15 protein-coding genes are annotated in these 15,654 nt (G+C 67.3%); 5 read left to right on the forward strand and 10 right to left on the reverse strand.

Features of this window, described 5'->3' with window-relative positions; all coding sequences use genetic code 11:
• Positions 1 to 67: 67 nt before the first annotated feature.
• Positions 68 to 1,735 (forward strand): L-lactate permease, encoded by a 1,668-nt coding sequence (locus AB0K11_RS07120; protein ID WP_364974066.1) that lies wholly within the window; start codon positions 68 to 70, stop codon positions 1,733 to 1,735.
• A gap of 20 nt (positions 1,736 to 1,755) precedes the next feature.
• Entirely contained in the window at positions 1,756 to 3,123 is a 1,368-nt protein-coding gene (locus AB0K11_RS07125; RefSeq protein ID WP_364974069.1) for an FAD-linked oxidase C-terminal domain-containing protein, read from the forward strand.
• A gap of 37 nt (positions 3,124 to 3,160) precedes the next feature.
• Here AB0K11_RS07125 and AB0K11_RS07130 read toward each other — a convergent pair whose 3' ends face one another.
• The 6 genes from AB0K11_RS07130 to AB0K11_RS07155 form a co-directional block, all read right to left on the reverse strand.
• Complete coding sequence (locus AB0K11_RS07130) at positions 3,161 to 3,583, reverse strand: YkvA family protein (RefSeq protein ID WP_364974071.1); 423 nt, start codon at positions 3,581 to 3,583, stop codon at positions 3,161 to 3,163.
• Positions 3,584 to 3,585: 2 nt separating this feature from the next.
• Entirely contained in the window at positions 3,586 to 4,332 is a 747-nt protein-coding gene (locus AB0K11_RS07135) for a dienelactone hydrolase family protein (protein WP_364974074.1), read from the reverse strand.
• A complete protein-coding gene (locus tag AB0K11_RS07140; RefSeq protein WP_364974076.1) occupies positions 4,304 to 4,780 on the reverse strand; it encodes a hypothetical protein in 477 nt (158 codons plus the stop codon). Before AB0K11_RS07140 ends, AB0K11_RS07135 begins: the two co-directional genes overlap by 29 nt.
• Positions 4,777 to 5,526, reverse strand: coding sequence for a DUF899 domain-containing protein (locus AB0K11_RS07145; RefSeq protein WP_364974079.1), 750 nt, complete (start codon positions 5,524 to 5,526; stop codon positions 4,777 to 4,779). Before AB0K11_RS07145 ends, AB0K11_RS07140 begins: the two co-directional genes overlap by 4 nt.
• Positions 5,527 to 5,635: 109 nt before the next feature.
• The gene (locus AB0K11_RS07150) at positions 5,636 to 6,199 is read right to left on the reverse strand and encodes an SDR family NAD(P)-dependent oxidoreductase (RefSeq protein ID WP_364974082.1); all 564 of its coding nucleotides are present in this window, start codon (positions 6,197 to 6,199) and stop codon (positions 5,636 to 5,638) included.
• A gap of 8 nt (positions 6,200 to 6,207) precedes the next feature.
• Positions 6,208 to 6,360, reverse strand: a complete 153-nt coding sequence (locus tag AB0K11_RS07155) for a hypothetical protein (RefSeq protein WP_364974084.1) — start codon at positions 6,358 to 6,360, stop codon at positions 6,208 to 6,210.
• 165 nt (positions 6,361 to 6,525) lie between these two features.
• On the opposite strand from AB0K11_RS07155, the gene AB0K11_RS07160 reads away from it, so the two are divergent.
• From AB0K11_RS07160 to AB0K11_RS07170, 3 genes are all read left to right on the forward strand, one after another.
• The gene (locus AB0K11_RS07160; protein ID WP_364974087.1) at positions 6,526 to 7,533 is read left to right on the forward strand and encodes a sigma-70 family RNA polymerase sigma factor; all 1,008 of its coding nucleotides are present in this window, start codon (positions 6,526 to 6,528) and stop codon (positions 7,531 to 7,533) included.
• 70 nt (positions 7,534 to 7,603) lie between these two features.
• Positions 7,604 to 8,845 (forward strand): cytochrome P450, encoded by a 1,242-nt coding sequence (locus AB0K11_RS07165; RefSeq protein ID WP_364974090.1) that lies wholly within the window; start codon positions 7,604 to 7,606, stop codon positions 8,843 to 8,845.
• Positions 8,845 to 9,426 (forward strand): helix-turn-helix domain-containing protein, encoded by a 582-nt coding sequence (locus AB0K11_RS07170; protein ID WP_364974093.1) that lies wholly within the window; start codon positions 8,845 to 8,847, stop codon positions 9,424 to 9,426. The genes AB0K11_RS07165 and AB0K11_RS07170 overlap by 1 nt, the downstream gene beginning before the upstream one ends.
• On the opposite strand, the gene AB0K11_RS07175 is transcribed toward AB0K11_RS07170, so the two are convergent.
• The 4 genes from AB0K11_RS07175 to AB0K11_RS07190 form a co-directional block, all read right to left on the reverse strand.
• Complete coding sequence (locus tag AB0K11_RS07175) at positions 9,427 to 11,790, reverse strand: arylsulfatase (protein ID WP_364974095.1); 2,364 nt, start codon at positions 11,788 to 11,790, stop codon at positions 9,427 to 9,429.
• A 129-nt stretch (positions 11,791 to 11,919) separates the two neighbouring features.
• Positions 11,920 to 12,636, reverse strand: coding sequence for a siderophore-interacting protein (locus AB0K11_RS07180; RefSeq protein WP_364974098.1), 717 nt, complete (start codon positions 12,634 to 12,636; stop codon positions 11,920 to 11,922).
• A 43-nt stretch (positions 12,637 to 12,679) separates the two neighbouring features.
• A complete protein-coding gene (locus AB0K11_RS07185) occupies positions 12,680 to 13,846 on the reverse strand; it encodes an acyltransferase (protein WP_364974101.1) in 1,167 nt (388 codons plus the stop codon).
• Positions 13,843 to 15,519: a DEAD/DEAH box helicase gene (locus AB0K11_RS07190; RefSeq protein ID WP_364974104.1), complete on the reverse strand. Its 1,677-nt coding sequence runs from the start codon at positions 15,517 to 15,519 to the stop codon at positions 13,843 to 13,845. Before AB0K11_RS07190 ends, AB0K11_RS07185 begins: the two co-directional genes overlap by 4 nt.
• Between the last annotated feature and the right edge of the window lie 135 nt (positions 15,520 to 15,654).

Below are 15,654 nucleotides of genomic sequence, written 5' to 3' on the forward strand. Positions count from 1 at the left end.
TTTACCGTGACCGCCGAAGCGGGTAGCCACCCGGGGTTGTGACCCACACCACACCCCGAGGTGAGCCGTGTATCAGCAGGTTCTCGATCCAGTCGCCGGTTCCCTTGCGTGGAGCGCCGTCGTGGCGGCGATACCTCTGCTGCTGTTGTTCGTCCTGCTCGGCGCCTTGAAGATGACCGCGTGGAAGGCGTCGCTGATCTCGCTGGCGGTCAGCATCGCGATCGCGGTCTTCGTCTACGGCATGCCGGTCGGCCAGACCCTGCTCGCCGGTAGCGAGGGCGCGGCATTCGGCTTCTTCCCCATCCTGTGGATCGTCATCAATGCGATCTGGGTGTATCAGATGACGGTCGAGACAGGGCATTTCGACGTGCTGCGGCGGTCGTTCAGCTCGGTCAGCGACGACCAGCGGATCCAGGCCATCATCATCGCGTTCTCGTTCGGCGCGTTGATCGAGGCGCTCGCCGGCTTCGGCACCCCGGTCGCGGTGACGTCGGTGATGCTGATGGCGCTCGGCTTCCGGCCCCTGAAGGCGGCCGTGCTGGCGCTGGTCGCCAACACCGCGCCCGTGGCATTCGGCGCCATGGCCACGCCGATCATCACACTGGGCAAGGTCACCGAGCTGGACGTCGACACGCTCGGCGCGATGGTCGGCAGACAGACGCCGCTCCTGGCGCTGTTCGTGCCGCTCGCCCTGGTGGCAATCGTGGACGGCAGGCGCGGCATGCGCGAGACATGGCCTGCCGCAGTGGTGTGCGGCCTGGTGTTCGCCGTCGCGCAGTATGCGACGTCGAACTTCGTCTCGGTGCCGCTGGCCGACGTCGTGGCCGCGCTGCTCTCGGCGGCCGCGGTGGTCGTGCTGGTACGGGTGTGGCGGCCGCGGCACGCCTACACCGAGCCCGCGGAGACTCCGGTGACCGCAGGCGCGACCGGCCCCGGTGAGCCGCCCCCCGCGGCGGGCATCGGCGATGACGCCGACCATGACGTGAACGACTCCCGCGCCGACGTCGTCAAGGCCTACGCGCCGTACGGGATCATCATCGGGGTCTTCGTGATCTGCCAGATCCCCGCGGTGAAGAGCCTGCTCGACTCGGCGACCTTCGCCTTCACCTGGCCCGGCCTCAACGTGGTCGACGCCGACGGCGACCCGTCCAGCCTGACGAAGTTCAACCTCAACCTGCTCACCACCCCGGGCACGCAGATGCTGATCGCGGGCGTGCTCACCATGGTGGCGCTGAAGCTCTCGGCGGCACGGGCGCTGAAGGCCTACGGGGTGACGCTGCATCAACTCCGCTGGGCCATCGTCACCGTGATGACGGTGCTCGCCCTGGCGTTCGTGATGAACCTGTCCGGACAGACCATCACCCTCGGCACCTTGCTGGCCGGCACGGGTGGCGCGTTCGCGCTGCTGTCGCCGATCCTGGGCTGGCTCGGTGTCGCGGTCACCGGATCGGACACTTCGGCCAACTCGCTGTTCGGCGCGCTGCAGGTGACGGCCGCGAACCAAGCCGGCTTGTCCGACGTGCTGATGGCCGCATCGAACAGTTCCGGCGGCGTGCTCGGCAAGATGATCTCCCCGCAGAACCTGGCGATCGCCGCGGCGGCGGTGGGCCTCGACGGCAAGGAGGGCGACATCTTCCGGCGGGTCGTCCTGTGGAGCCTGGGCTTCCTGGTGCTGCTGTGTGCGCTGTCGGCGCTGCAGGCCTCGCCGGTGTTGTCCTGGATGGTGCCCTCATGACGACTCGTAGCATCTCTCCCATGACCGATCAGCGGGTTGCCGAACTGGTCGACGAACTGCCCGACGGCGTCGTCGTCACCGATCCCGACGTCGTCGCCGCCTACCGTCACGACCGCGCCGCCGACCCCGCAGCGGGCACCGCGCTGGCGGTGGTCCGGCCGCGCCGCACCGAGGAGGTGCAGGCGGTGTTGCGGTGGGCCAGCACGCACGGCGTGCCGGTGGTGCCGCGCGGCATGGGCACCGGACTGTCGGGCGGGGCGACCGCGCTCGACGGCGGCATCGTGCTGTCCACCGAGAAGATGCGCGACATCACCGTCGACCCCGTCACCCGCACCGCCGTCGTGCAACCCGGCCTGCTCAACGCCGAGGTGAAGAAGACGGTGGCCGAGTACGACCTCTGGTACCCGCCGGACCCGTCGTCCTACGAGATCTGCAGCATCGGTGGGAACATCGCGACCAACGCGGGCGGGCTGTGCTGCGTGAAGTACGGCGTCACCACCGACTACGTGCTCGGCCTGCAGGTGGTGCTGGCCGACGGCACCGCGGTGCGGCTCGGCGGTCCGCGGCTCAAGGACGTCGCCGGCCTCAGCCTGACGAAGCTGTTCGTCGGCAGCGAGGGCACGCTCGGCGTGATCACCGAGGTCACCCTGAAGTTGCTGCCGCCTCAGAAGGTGGCCAGCACGGTGGTCGCCTCGTTCAACTCCGTGGCGGCCGCTGCCGACGCGGTCGTCGAGATCACCGGGAAGATCCGACCGTCGATGCTCGAGTTCATGGATGCCGTCGCCGTCAATGCCGTCGAGGACAAGCTCAAGATGGGCCTTGACCGCAACGCCGCGGCGATGATGGTCGCGGCGTCCGACGACCGCGGCGCGGCAGGCACCGAGGACGCCGAGTACATGGCCCGGGTGTTCACCGAACACGGTGCGACGGAGGTGTTCTCGACCGCCGACCCGGACGAGGGTGAGGCCTTCGTCGCGGCGCGGCGCTTCGCCATCCCGGCCGTCGAGGCCAAGGGGTCGCTGCTGCTGGAGGATGTCGGGGTGCCGCTGCCCGCGCTGGCCGACCTGGTCGCCGGAGTCGAGAAGCTCGCCGCCCAGCACGACGTGATGATCTCGGTGATCGCGCACGCCGGCGACGGCAACACCCACCCGCTGATCGTGTTCGACCCCGCCGACGCCGACATGGCGCAGCGGGCCCAGACCGCCTTCGGCGAGATCATGGACCTGGCGATCAGCCTGGGCGGCACGATCACCGGCGAGCATGGCGTCGGCAGGCTCAAGCGGCCGTGGCTGGCGGGTCAGGTGGGGCCCGACGTGATGGCGCTCAATCAGCGCATCAAGGCGGCGCTCGATCCGGCCAACATCCTCAACCCCGGCGCAGCCTTCTAGCTCTCTCGTTTCGGCGACGGTCGTGGCCAAGAATGGGTCAGGCGTCGGCGCGTCCCAGTCCGGCGAGGCGGACAAGCGCGGCGAACCCGTCCTCGCTGCCGGGCCAGTGCGCCCGGACGGCATCGATCCCGGCGCGGCGCACGACGCTGCGCAGCACCGCGGCGACGATGATCGCGTCGTCGGCATATCCGAGTACCGGGATGAAGTCAGGGATCAGGTCGAACGGCAGCGCGAGGTAGATCAGCAGCAGCGCCAGCCGCACCCGTACGCCGCGAGGCAGTGTTTCGTCTGCGGCGAGGCGGCGGATGAGCCGCAGCGCGTCGGGCAGTATGCGCAGCGCCTCGCGCAGCAGCCCGCCGCGGGGCCGCACGACCATCAGGGCGATGACGAGTGCGAGCCACGCCAGCACCAGTGCCCCGGCGAGACCGATCGCCAGGTCCCACCACAGCGAGCCGGTCATGACTACTGACTACTCTCCGCAGCGAATACCTCATCGAGCAGGTCCAGTACCGCCTGCCACGCTCGCCTCGACGACGGAGCGTGGTGTCCTACGCCGGGCACCGTGGGAGCAGATGAGTCGACAAGTTGGTGGGGGTCGGCCCAGAAAGCGTGCTCGGCTCCGCCGTAGATGTTCACGCGCCAGTCAACCCCGGCGTTCTGAAGTCCACTCGCGAACTCCATGAGTTGAGCGGGCGTGCACAGTGGGTCTTCAGAACCTGTGCAGAGCAGGAAGGCGCCGCCCACGTCGGGCCACACCTCGGCACGGGCAGCGGGCAAGCCTGGATGGATCGCGGCCAATGCCTTGAAAGAAACCCCGGCCTTGGCGAGCTCCAGCACGATGGAGCCGCCCGCGCCGTAGCCGAGCGCGGCGAGCCGGTCGTGGTCGACGCCGGGTACATCGAGGAGGACGTCGAGCGCGGCACGGCCGATCGCGTGCATACGGGTCGGGTCGGCCAGCAATGGCATGACACGAGCCAGCATCCCTTGCGGGTCGCCGAAGTACGTCTGGCCGGCGTGGTAGTCCATCGCGAGGGCGATGAAACCGTGCTCGGCGAGAATGTCGGCGCGGCTGCGTTGATAGTCCTCGAGTCCGATCCCGTCATGTCCGATGAGCACAGCCGGCGAGGGGCCCGTGCCAGACGGCTGCGCCAAGTGCGCGATCATCGTCAATCCGTCGGCCTCATAGGTGATTTCGCGTGTGACGATCATTCGATGACAGTACCGAAGCACGGTGCGAGCTCAGCCCGTGTTCGCCCGTAGCTGACCGGCCGGGCCGAAGTGCGCGGGAACGGTAGTACAGCACCGCGGTGGCGGCGATGACCTCGACCGCCGCGAGTGCGGTAGCCAGGGTCATGACCGTCGAATGGTGCACTGAAGCAACCGCGTTGACACCGCCCCCGTGGTGATGCGTCGCTGACACAGGGGCGTGGCCGGCGATCATGGCGAGGTTCATCAGCGCAACCAGGACCCAGGCCCGCAGCGTGCCGCGCGTCCACAGGTCACGCGCGCAGAGCAAGCACGCAACGAGCATCACCACGATCAGCGCGGTCGCAGAGACGCTCGTCGCGTGCCTGAGCGCAACGCCGTGCAGTACAGCCGAACACGCTGCCAGTACTGCACACGCTCTGCGCCCGAAGGCGGCGGCGCTGTCGATCACGTGGCGACGGCCTTCGGATCTGTGCGCAGCATGGCCTGTGCTGCAGCCGACCGTTGCTTCCATTCCTCGGACGACGAGGCGGGGTCACCGTATTCGTCGTGCCAGTTCCACCACTCATAGGGCGGGGTCTGCGGGTAGCCGTCGGGTGAGTCTTCCCAATTCTCCTGGCGCCCGAGGGCGGTGATGTCGAGGTAGCTCCACGTGCTGCCCAAGGACTCGTCGCCGCGGTTGTTGACGAAGTAGGTGCGGAACACGGTGTCGCCATCGCGGACGAACGCGTTGGTTCCGTGCCATTGGTCCACCCCGAAGTCGACGTCGAAGTCGTCGGTGAGCGTGTACCACGGCATCCGCCAGCCCATCCTCGCCTTCACCCGCTCGATGTCGGCCTGCGGTGCGCGTGAAACCAGCACGAGCGTGGTGTTGCGGGCGTTCAGGTGGGCGACGTGACCGATGTTGTCGGCGACCATGGAGCAGCCGCGGCAGGCATGGTCGGGCCATCCGTGCACGCCGGGTTCGAAGAAGGCGCGGTAGACGATGAGTTGACGGCGTCCGTCGAACAGGTCGTGCAGAGTGGCCCGGCCGTTGGGCCCGTCGAATTCGTAGTGCTTGTCCACGGGCAGCCATGGCATCCGTCGACGCGAGGCGGCCAGCGCGTCTCGGGCGCGCAGGATCTCCTTCTCCTTGACGAGCAGCTGCTGGTGTGCAGCCTCCCACTCCTGCGCCGACACGATCGGTGGTGTGTTCATTGCGTTTTCTGCCTTTCGAGTCTCATGAATTCGCCTATCTGTATTGACTGCGGCCGAGCCGAGAACTGGGCGCTGGAGGTAGGGCCGACTTTCGCAGTCTGGCCTCTGATCACGACGTGACTGGCTGTGCGTTGTGGAGTGCCGCGAATTGACGCTCGAGCGCTTTGGCCGCGCTGCTGCGCCAGCTCTCGGCCATTGACTGCGACATCGGATCGGGGAAGATGTCTTCCTCCCCGATATGCAGGCCATCCAAGATGGCGCGTGCAACGGACTCCGGGGAAGCCTTCGGTATGTCGAGGTCTCGGGACATGTCCGTGTCCACCGGGCCGGCCAGAACGGCGTGGACGCTCACGCCCTGTCCGGCCAAGAGAGCGCGCAGCGATTGCGTCAGGTTGAAGACGGCTGCTTTGGAGATCGAGTAGGCCGGTATGACCGGCAGCGCGGCCAGCGCCGTCACCGATCCCACGTTGACGATCGCTCCGCGGGAACGAGTGAGCATCGGCAGAAAGGCCCGGGTCACGCCGTACGTGCCGAAGAGATTGACGGCGAGTTGCTGTTCGAGCGCGGTGGGATCGCTCAGGTCGTCGTACAGCGCCAGGCCGGCGTTGTTGATGAGGACGTCGAGAGATTCGACGTCATCGACAGCCCTCCGAATCTGCGCGGCGTTGGTCACGTCGAGGGTCAGGGTGTGACGCGTCGATCAGGGTGCGTCATCGGCGCACGCGCGGCGGCGTACACCCGTTTCACGTCTCTCGCCAGGGCTTCCTCGATGAGTGCCCGTCCGATTCCGCGATTGGCCCCGGTCACCAGAACCGCCTTGTCTGAGATGGTCATGCGTCCTCCTACTGAGCGATTTCGAACTGTCGAAGATGTAGGCGCAGCGACACTGAGAAACTGGGCGCGGATTGTGCGCCCAGTTGGCGGCCAGGCCGGCGTCGATGCTTGTGTAGGTGCAATCAGAGGGAGTGCCGTGACGCGAGGGCGAAGTGGTGACGCGGGGTGACGACCGAGCTGATCACCAGGGCGCGGGCCGGAGACGGCGATGCGTTTCAGACGCTGACCGAGCCGTACCGCCGAGAGTTGCTGGTGCACTGCTACCGGATGCTCGGTTCTTTCCAGGACGCCGAGGATGCCCTGCAGGACACGTTGCTGTCCGCCTGGCAGGGAATCGAACGGTTCGAGGGACGCGCCTCGATCCGCACCTGGCTCTACCGAATCGCCACCAACCGGTGTCTTGACGCGCTTCGCTCGGCCAAACGCCGGCCGGCAAAGGAGTGGAACATCTCCGAGATCCAACTGCCAGAGCCGAGTCGGCTCGGCGAAATCGTCTGGCTGGAGCCCTTTCCCGACGCTCTCCTCGAGGGTGCGGCCGACACGCAGCCGGGTCCGGAGGCTCGCTACGAGCAGACCGAAGCCATTTCTCTTGCCTACGTGACCGCGCTGCAAGTCCTGCCGGCCCGCCAGCGGGCGGTGCTCGTCCTGCGCGAGGTGCTCGGATACCACGCCGACGAGGTAGCCGACATGCTGGGCGCGACCGTCGACTCGGTCAACAGCGCGCTCAAACGAGCCCGTAGCACGCTGCAGCGGCGCCTACCGCCGAGAGGCGAGGACACCCCGCCACCCGCTCCCGACTCCCCCGCCGAGCGGGAGCTGGTGGCGAAGTTCGTGCGCGCGTACGAGTCTGGTGACGTCAATGAGCTGGTCGCCATGCTCACCGCCGACGTCTCCGTGTCCATGCCACCGATTCCGCTCGAGTACCACGGCCGCGACGTCGTGGCACGCTTCTACGCCAGCATCTTCGGCCGTGGGCCGAGATATGACCTCATGCCGACGCGGGCCAATGGCCAGTTGGCATTCGGGGCCTACCTCCGCACCCCCGTCGGCGGCATCCGCCACGGGGCGGGCCTGCTCGTCCTCACTGTCTCGGGCGACCGGATCTGCGCGTTGACCCGCTTCGACAACGACGTGCTGCCATCGTTCGGGCTGCCACGATCGCTCCCCGGCTGAGGGATCGCGGCAGAGCACATCCAGCGACGCGACCCTTGACATCGCCGCTCAACTGTCGTAGGCATGAGACATGACAGCGACTTTGTCTCATGAGTCGTCGGCGCAGTTCCAGCTCGCCGATGCCGAGACCTGGCCGGACCCGTGGTCGATGTACCGCGCGCTGCGGGACCACGACCCGGTGCATCACGTGGTCCCCCGCAGCCAGCCCGACCACGACTATTACGTGCTCTCCCGGCATGCCGACATCTTCACCGCGGCCCGCGATCACGAGACCTTCTCGTCCGCCCAGGGCCTGACCGTGAATTACGGCGAGCTCGAAATGATCGGCCTGCAGGACAATCCGCCGATGGTCATGCAGGACCCGCCCGTGCACACCGAGTTCCGCAGACTGGTGTCACGTGGCTTCACCCCGCGGCAGGTCGAGGCCGTCGAGCCGAAGGTCCGCGAGTTCGTCGTGGAGCGCATCGAGGGGTTGCGCTCCAACGGCGGCGGGGACATCGTCGCCGAACTCTTCAAACCGTTGCCGTCGATGGTCGTCGCGCACTACCTCGGGGTGCCCGACGCCGACCGCCACCAGTTTGATGGATGGACCGACGCGATCGTCGCCGCCAACACCGCCGAGGGCGGGCTCGGCGGCGCGCTGGAGACCCTCGGCGACTCCCTCGGCGCGATGATGGCCTACTTCACGGCGCTGATCGAACGCAGGCGCGTCGAGCCGGAGGACGACACCGTGTCCCATCTCGTCGCCGCTGGCGTCGGCGCCGACGGTGACATCGCCGGGGTGCTGTCCGTCCTCGCCTTCACCTTCACGATGGTCACCGGCGGCAACGACACCACTACCGGAATGCTCGGCGGCGCAGTGCAACTCCTGCACCAGCGGCCCGACCAGCGCAGGCTGCTCGCCGAGAACCCCGAATTGATCCCGGAGTCCGTCGACGAGTTCCTGCGGCTCACCTCACCCGTACAGATGCTGGGCCGCACTGTGACCCGCGACGTGACGATCGGTGACACCACCATTCCCGAGGGCCGCCGGGCGATGTTGCTCTACGGGTCCGGCAACCGCGACGAACGCCAGTACGGCGACGACGCAGGCGAACTGGACGTGACGCGCCGGCCGCGCAACATCCTGACCTTCAGCCACGGCGCACATCACTGCCTCGGCGCCGCGGCCGCCCGCATGCAGTCGCGGGTGACACTCGAGGAATTGCTCACCCGCACCCCCGAATTCGAGGTGGACGAGGCAGGCGTCGTGTGGGCCGGCGGCAGCTACGTCCGGCGGCCGCTGTCCGTGCCGTTCACCGTCACCGCCTGATGCCGGGCGACTGGCTGGCCGACCGGCGCACCGAGGTCGCCGCCGACCGCATCCTCGACGCCGCGGAGCAGCTGTTCATCGAACGCGACGCCGCCACCGTCGGCATGCACGACATCGCCAAAGCCGCGGGATGTTCGAGGGCCACGCTGTACCGGTATTTCGAGAACCGCGACGCGCTGCACGCCGCCTATGTGCACCGCGAGGCCCAGCGGCTCTACCAGGAGTTGGCGCGCCGGGTGGCCGGACTGACCGACCCGGCGGAGCGGTTGGTCGAAGGGGTGCTGACCGCGGTCGCCAGCGTCCGGGACAGCCCGGCGATGTCGTCGTGGTTCGCCTCGACGGAGCGGCCGATCGGCGGCCAGATGGCCGAGCAGTCGGACGTGATCAAGGCACTCGTCGAGTCGTTCGTCAGGGCGCTGGGCGTCGACGACGATGACGACGTCGAGCGGCGGGCACGCTGGCTGGTGCGTGTGCTGACGTCACTGCTGATGTTCCCCGGCCGCGACGAAGCCGACGAACGGGCGATGCTGACCCAGTTCGTGGTCCCGACGGTGGTGCCGGTGAACGAAGCGACGCGCTGACTACTGCCGTGCCATTGCCACCCGGAACCGCTCCTCCGGGTCGATGTAGTGGTCCGCGTCCTTCGAGTCATCCCCGAGATCGATGCGCACCCAGCCGATCGTGCCGCTGAACGCGCTGGTGTGGGCGGTGTACTCCGGGCTGACCGTGGTGCCGGACTCGTAGCCGACATCGGTGGTCTCGTCGGCGGAGAAGATGAAGCCCTGCGTCTGGTCGACGCGTCCACTGCCCACCTCGTTGCCGTCGTAGTAGAGCGTGACGTCGCCGCCCTTGCCCATCCCGCCACCGTCGTAGGCGAACTCCATCCGGACCTGGGTGGTACCGGACGGAACAGGTTCGGACGCTTCGACGTCGAATGATCTGATGCCGAGCACGTTGTAATGGAACTTGGCGCGGCCGTCCACGGCGTAGACGCTCCAGCCACCGAATCGTCCGCCCTGGGCGATGATCACACCACTGGCGCCGCCGTCGGGGACCTCCACTTCGGAGGTGACGGCGAACGACTTGTTCTTGATGTCGACGACACTGTTCTCCGACAACCGGCCCATGCCCGGAAAGAGCATCTGACTGTTGCCTTTGATCAGGGAGGGTCTACCGGCCGATGTGGGGTTGATGCGTTCGATCTGGCGATCGTCGAGCGGCAGCACGTTGTACTTGACCGCCTCGATCAACCAGAGACGTTGCAGCTCGTGCAGTTTCGCCGGGTTCTGCTCCGACAGGTCGTTTGCCTGTGTCCAGTCGACGTTGCCGTCGTAGAGCTCCCACACGTCGTCATCGAAGGCGGGCATGACGGCCCCGCCCATCGCCCACGGCGTGCGATGTTTGGTCACCGCGCTCCAGCCCTTGTGATAGATGCCGCGGTTGCAGAACATCTCGAAGTACTGCGTCTGATGTCGCTCGGGCGCATCGGCCTCGTTGAAGCTGTACACCATGCTGGTGCCCTCGTACGGACTCTGCAGGACACCGTTGACCATCGTCGGCGCCGGGATCCCCGCCGCTTCGAGCACTGTGGGCGCGAAGTCGATGACGTGGCTGAACTGGTTGCGGTGTCCACCCTTGTCCTCGATCCCCTTCGGCCAGTGCACGATGGTGCCGTTGCGGGTGCCGCCCCAGTGCGACGCCACCTGCTTGGTCCACTGATACGGCGTGTCCATCGCCCACGCCCAGCCGACGGCGTAATGCCCGTAGGAGCCCTCGCCGCCGAACTCGTCGATCTTCGACATCAGGAACTCGGGGGTCTCGATCGCCGCCATGCCGTTGAAGTTGGCCATCTCGTTGAACGAGCCCTGCAGCGTGCCTTCGGCCGACGCGCCGTTGTCGCCGATGATCAGGTAGACCAGTGTGTCCTCGAGGACTGGACCCAGCGAGTCGAGCAGCCGGCCGACGTGGTGATCGGTGTGCTCCAGGAAGGCGGCGTACACCTCCATCTCCCGCTCGAGAGCGGGTTTGAGCGCCGGATCCATCTCGTCCCATGCCGGGATCTCTGGATCGCGTGGGGTGAGCACGGCTTCCGGCGGGATGACCCCGAGTTCCTTCTGCCGGTCGAAGGTGATCTCCCGCTGGCGATCCCAGCCGTGGGCGAACTTGCCCCGGTACCGTTCTATCCACTCGGCAGGCACATGGTGTGGGGCATGGGTGGCGCCCGGTGCGAAGTACATGAAGAACGGCTTGTCCGGAAGCAGGGCCTTCTGCTGACGCGCCCAGTTGATGGCCTTGTCGGTCAGGTCTTCGGTGAGGTGATAGCCCTCGGCCGCGGTCTTCGGCGGCTCGATCGGCGTGGTGCCCTGGTACAGCGCGGGATCCCACTGATTGTTCTCGCCACCGATGAAGCCGTAGAAATACTCGAATCCGCCACCGCCCGTCGGCCATGCGGTGAACGGACCGGCGGGACTGGTCTGCCAGACCGGAACCTCGTGACACTTGCCGAACTGGGCGGTCGAGTACCCATTGAGCTTGAGGGTCAACGGCAGCGGCGCCTTGGTGTTGGGCAGCACCGAGGTGTAACCCGGGGCGGCAGTGGCCGTCTCGGTGATGTTGCCCATGCCGACCGAATGGTGGTTGCGTCCGGTCAGCAGCGCCTGGCGGGTCGGCGAGCACAGTGCGGTGGTGTGAAACCTGTTGTATCGCAGACCGGCCGAGGCGAGCTTCTCGAAATTCGGTGTTTGGCAGGGCCCGCCGAACGCGCTGCTGGCGCCGAAGCCGACGTCATCGATCAGGATGACCAGCACGTTGGGCGCACCTTCGGGCGGCCGCACATCGGTGATCGGCGGGTAGCTGGTGTCAGGGTCCTTGGCGTCGTAGGTGGTGAGACCGACGTGGGCGACGTCAGGGATCGGCAGGATGTCGCGCCGAAGGTCAGGGTTCATGAGTGTCCGATCGACGCAGGCACCACCGCGGGGTGGCACGGACCACGTGGCTGTAGCCCGAGGTGACCCAGCCTATGTCCGGATGAATGCCACCGCGCCGTCTTGGCCCGACCGGATAACTGCTCGCCGTCAGGCCACCCAGTAGGCCTGGGCCTTGATCGACTTGCGCGGAATCCGGTACTCCTCGCGCAGCACCTTGGCCACCGCGCGGGTGGTCCGGTTGTCGCTGGCGACCCAGCCGAAGTGGTCGGTGGCGTCGAACGCCGAGGAGGTCACCGCATCGACCAGTCCGGCGCCGGCGTTCTTCCGGTCCACCCAGGTGATGTCGACGTCGCGCGCCACCGGCAGTTCTTTGTCGTCGGCGTGGCCGGCCTCGAGGAACACCCGCGCCGGCGCGTCGCCGATGGCGTCGAGCAGCGAGTTGATCGCCGGCAGCGACGCGGTGTCACCGACGATGACGTAGCCGGCGGGTCGTGGTTCGGGCAGGGCGAAATTGCTGCCCAGCACCGTCACCTCGAGGGTGTCGCCCGGCTCGGCGTCTTCGGCCCACTGCGACGCGATGCCCTCGTGCAACGCGAATTCGACGTCGACGGTGTCGGCTTCCGGGTCGGGTTCGACAAGCGTGTAGCCGCGCTGATGCAGCTTGTCGCCGTCGGCGAACCACATCCGCACCCACTGCGTCGGATGTGTCGGCCGCCCGGCCAGCATGCCGCCGGCGGTGAAGCTGACACGCAGATAGTGCGGGCCGACCTGCCGCTTGCCGGTCACGGTGAACTCGTAGTCACCCGCGCGGAACAGCTTCAGCACCGTGCCCTGCCAGCCGCGCGTCGCCTTCTGATCGCCCATACAAGTAAGGGTACCCTTACTCGGCATGAGATTGGCTCGTCCGTCAGCGCGCGGGGCGCACGCGGGTGCAGCGGTGCAGCAGCCACGCCAGTGGGATGGTCACCACCAGCGTGCCGACGGACAGCGCCGCCATCGACCCGGTGTATATCGGGAAGCCCAAGATCTCGACCATCACCAATTCCATGGTGACGAGATGGATCAGGAAGATCTCATAGGAGATCTCGCCGAGGAACACCATCGGTCTGCTGGCGAGGAATCGCGAGTACAGCCCGCGGTCGCCGAGTGCCACCGGCGCCACGATGAGCGTCGCGATCGCGGCGTAGAAGGCCGCCTTCCACATCGCCGGCGCCAAGGCGTAGGGCGACGTCGTCGGTTCTCCCGCAAGCGGTGTCGAGGCGATGAAGTAACTCACCACCGCGATGGGCAGCACTGCGAAGGCGTAGCAGCGGACACCCATCACGGCGAGGACCGCGAGCAGCATGCCACCGACGAACCAGACCAGATAGGTCGGCAACCACAGACGCGCCCCGTCGGGCAACCCGTCGACGGTGTGCACGAAGATCAACCATCCGGGCGTCACAGCGGCCAACAGCACCAGGCCGCCGAGGAGCAGCCACGGCCGCCACCGGCGGCGGCACAGCACCGCCAACAACAGCCACGCCAGCAGCGGCAACACCACGTAGAACGCGGCTTCCACGGCCAGGCTCCACATCTGGGTGAGGCCTTGGTGCAGAAAGGAATACATGTACTGGTCGGTGTAGATCTGCGTCAGGGTGAGGTTGCGGAAGAGCCCCTCCCAGGTGTGCCCGGGATTCGGCCCGGCCGAGCGCCAGTGGTAGAGGAGGTACGCCGCGATCACCGTCACCGCGTAGGCCGGCATGATCCGTCGGACGCGGTGCCACGCGTACCGGCGCACCGACGGCCAATCCGTCTCCGTTGCCGTCGCCTTCACCCACGGCCGGAAGAGCAAGAACCCCGACAGCACGAAGAAGACCGGGACGCCGATCTCCATGCGGGCGTAGACGAGCCCCTCGTACCCGTGGGTGTACTTGCCGGTGGTGTAGGCGGCATGGGTGAGCACGACCAGCACGGCGGCGACGGCCCGCACACCGGTCAGCGCGGCGACCCGCTCGGCGGCGCTGACGGACTCGAGCCCGCCTTGGGCGTCGTTCTGCTGCCCGGTGTCCTGAACGCCTCGCGGTGCGGTCACTTGCCCTTGCGGTGCGCCTTGGGCCCGCTGTCGGGTTCGAGGTGGATGAGCTGACCCTGAATGCGGGTCTTCTCCAGGGCCTTCAACGTCTGTGCCGACAGGTTCGCCGGCAGCTCGACCAACGAGTGGTCCGGTTTGATGGTGATGTGGCCGAAGTCGCTGCGGTTCAGCCCACCCTCGTTGGCGATGGCGCCGACGATCGCACCGGGCATCACCTTGTGCCGCTTGCCCACTGCGATGCGGTACAGCGCGAGATCGCTGCGCCGTTCGCGCGGCCTGCCCTCACCGCGTTCCTTGCGGGGACGCTCGTCGCGGTCCCGCTTCTTCTCCGGCGGCGGCTCGACCATCAGGAACTCCGCACCGTCGCGGGCCTGCACCGCGAGCGCCGCCGCGATGTCGGCCAGCGGGACGTTGTTGTCCCGCTCATAGTCCTCGATGAGGCGGCGGAACAGGCTGAGCTCGGGAGCATTGAGCGATTCGCTGATGGAGTCCCGGAACTTCTCCACGCGTTGGGCATTGACGTCGTCGACCGACGGCAGCGGGGACTCGACGAGCTTCTGCCGCGTGACGCGTTCGATCGAGCTGAGCAGGTGGCGCTCGCGCGGGGTGACGAACAACAGCGCTGTGCCCGAGCGGCCCGCCCGGCCGGTGCGGCCGATGCGGTGCACATAGGACTCGGGGTCGTGCGGGATGTCGTAGTTCAACACATGTGAGATGCGTTCGACGTCGAGGCCGCGGGCGGCGACGTCGGTGGCGATGAGGATGTCGAGCTTGCCGTCCTTGAGCGAGGCGATGGTGCGCTCGCGCTGGGCCTGCGCGATGTCGCCGTTGATGGCCATCGCGGAGAACCCGCGGGCGCGCAGTTTCTCCGCGACCTCCTCGGTGGCCTGCTTGGTCCGGACGAAAACGATCATCGCCTCGAACGGTTCGACCTCGAGCAACCGGGTGAGCGCGTCCATCTTGCGATGTCCGGAGACCTGGATGTAGCGCTGGGTGATGTTGTCGGCGGTCGCGGTCTTGGATTCGACCTTCACCTGAACCGGGTCGTGCAGGTACTTGTTGGTGATCTTGCGGATGGCAGGCGGCATGGTGGCCGAGAACAGCGCCACCTGCTTGTACTCCGGGGTGTCGGAGAGGATCCGTTCGACGTCCTCGGCGAAGCCCATCTGCAGCATCTCGTCGGCCTCGTCGAGGACCAGGTAGTCGAGGTGTGAGAGGTCAAGACTGCGCTTCTCGAGGTGGTCGATGACCCGGCCCGGCGTTCCGACGACGACCTGGGCGCCGCGTTTGAGCCCGGCCATCTGGGGACCGTAGGGCGAGCCGCCGTAGATCGGCAGAACGTTGACCTTCAGGTGAGCGCCGTACCGGCTGAACGCCTCGGCGACCTGCAGTGCGAGCTCTCGCGTCGGCGCCAGCACCAGCGCCTGCGTGATCCGGCTCGAGGTGTCGATCTTCGACAGGATCGGAATGGCGAACGCCGCCGTCTTGCCGGTGCCCGTCTGCGCCAGGCCGACGACGTCGGACCCCGCCAGCATGGCCGGGATCGTGGCGGCTTGGATGGGCGACGGCGTCTCATAGCCGACGTCAGCGACTGCCCGCAGCACCTCAGGGTGAATGTGCAGGTCAGCGAAGGAAGGTTCGGCTCCGGATTCTTCCGGCTCAGGCGGCGTCATAGCGAGGCAAGTCTAGTGCGCCGAAGCACGCCGGTCGCCCAGCGCGCCTGATCAATGCCCGCGCGCGACGACGGTACGGTGCGGACCTGTGAAAGGGGACGCGAAAGCGGTCGTGAAACGGTTCGCCGGCGCCTC

This window comes from Mycobacterium sp. NPDC050551, assembly GCF_040674075.1.
Classification (GTDB): Bacteria; Actinomycetota; Actinomycetes; order Mycobacteriales; family Mycobacteriaceae; genus Mycobacterium.

Coding starts and splice junctions, on each gene's coding strand:
- AB0K11_RS07180 (WP_364974098.1), bottom strand. CDS start 12,636: ATGGGCGATCAGAAGGCGACGCGCGGCTGGCAGGGCACGGTGCTGAAG.
- AB0K11_RS07145 (WP_364974079.1), bottom strand. CDS start 5,526: ATGAACACACCACCGATCGTGTCGGCGCAGGAGTGGGAGGCTGCACAC.
- AB0K11_RS07175 (WP_364974095.1), bottom strand. CDS start 11,790: ATGAACCCTGACCTTCGGCGCGACATCCTGCCGATCCCTGACGTCGCC.
- AB0K11_RS07190 (WP_364974104.1), bottom strand. CDS start 15,519: ATGACGCCGCCTGAGCCGGAAGAATCCGGAGCCGAACCTTCCTTCGCT.
- AB0K11_RS07130 (WP_364974071.1), bottom strand. CDS start 3,583: ATGACCGGCTCGCTGTGGTGGGACCTGGCGATCGGTCTCGCCGGGGCA.
- AB0K11_RS07165 (WP_364974090.1), top strand. CDS start 7,604: ATGACAGCGACTTTGTCTCATGAGTCGTCGGCGCAGTTCCAGCTCGCC.
- AB0K11_RS07135 (WP_364974074.1), bottom strand. CDS start 4,332: ATGATCGTCACACGCGAAATCACCTATGAGGCCGACGGATTGACGATG.
- AB0K11_RS07155 (WP_364974084.1), bottom strand. CDS start 6,360: ATGACCATCTCAGACAAGGCGGTTCTGGTGACCGGGGCCAATCGCGGA.
- AB0K11_RS07125 (WP_364974069.1), top strand. CDS start 1,756: ATGACCGATCAGCGGGTTGCCGAACTGGTCGACGAACTGCCCGACGGC.
- AB0K11_RS07170 (WP_364974093.1), top strand. CDS start 8,845: ATGCCGGGCGACTGGCTGGCCGACCGGCGCACCGAGGTCGCCGCCGAC.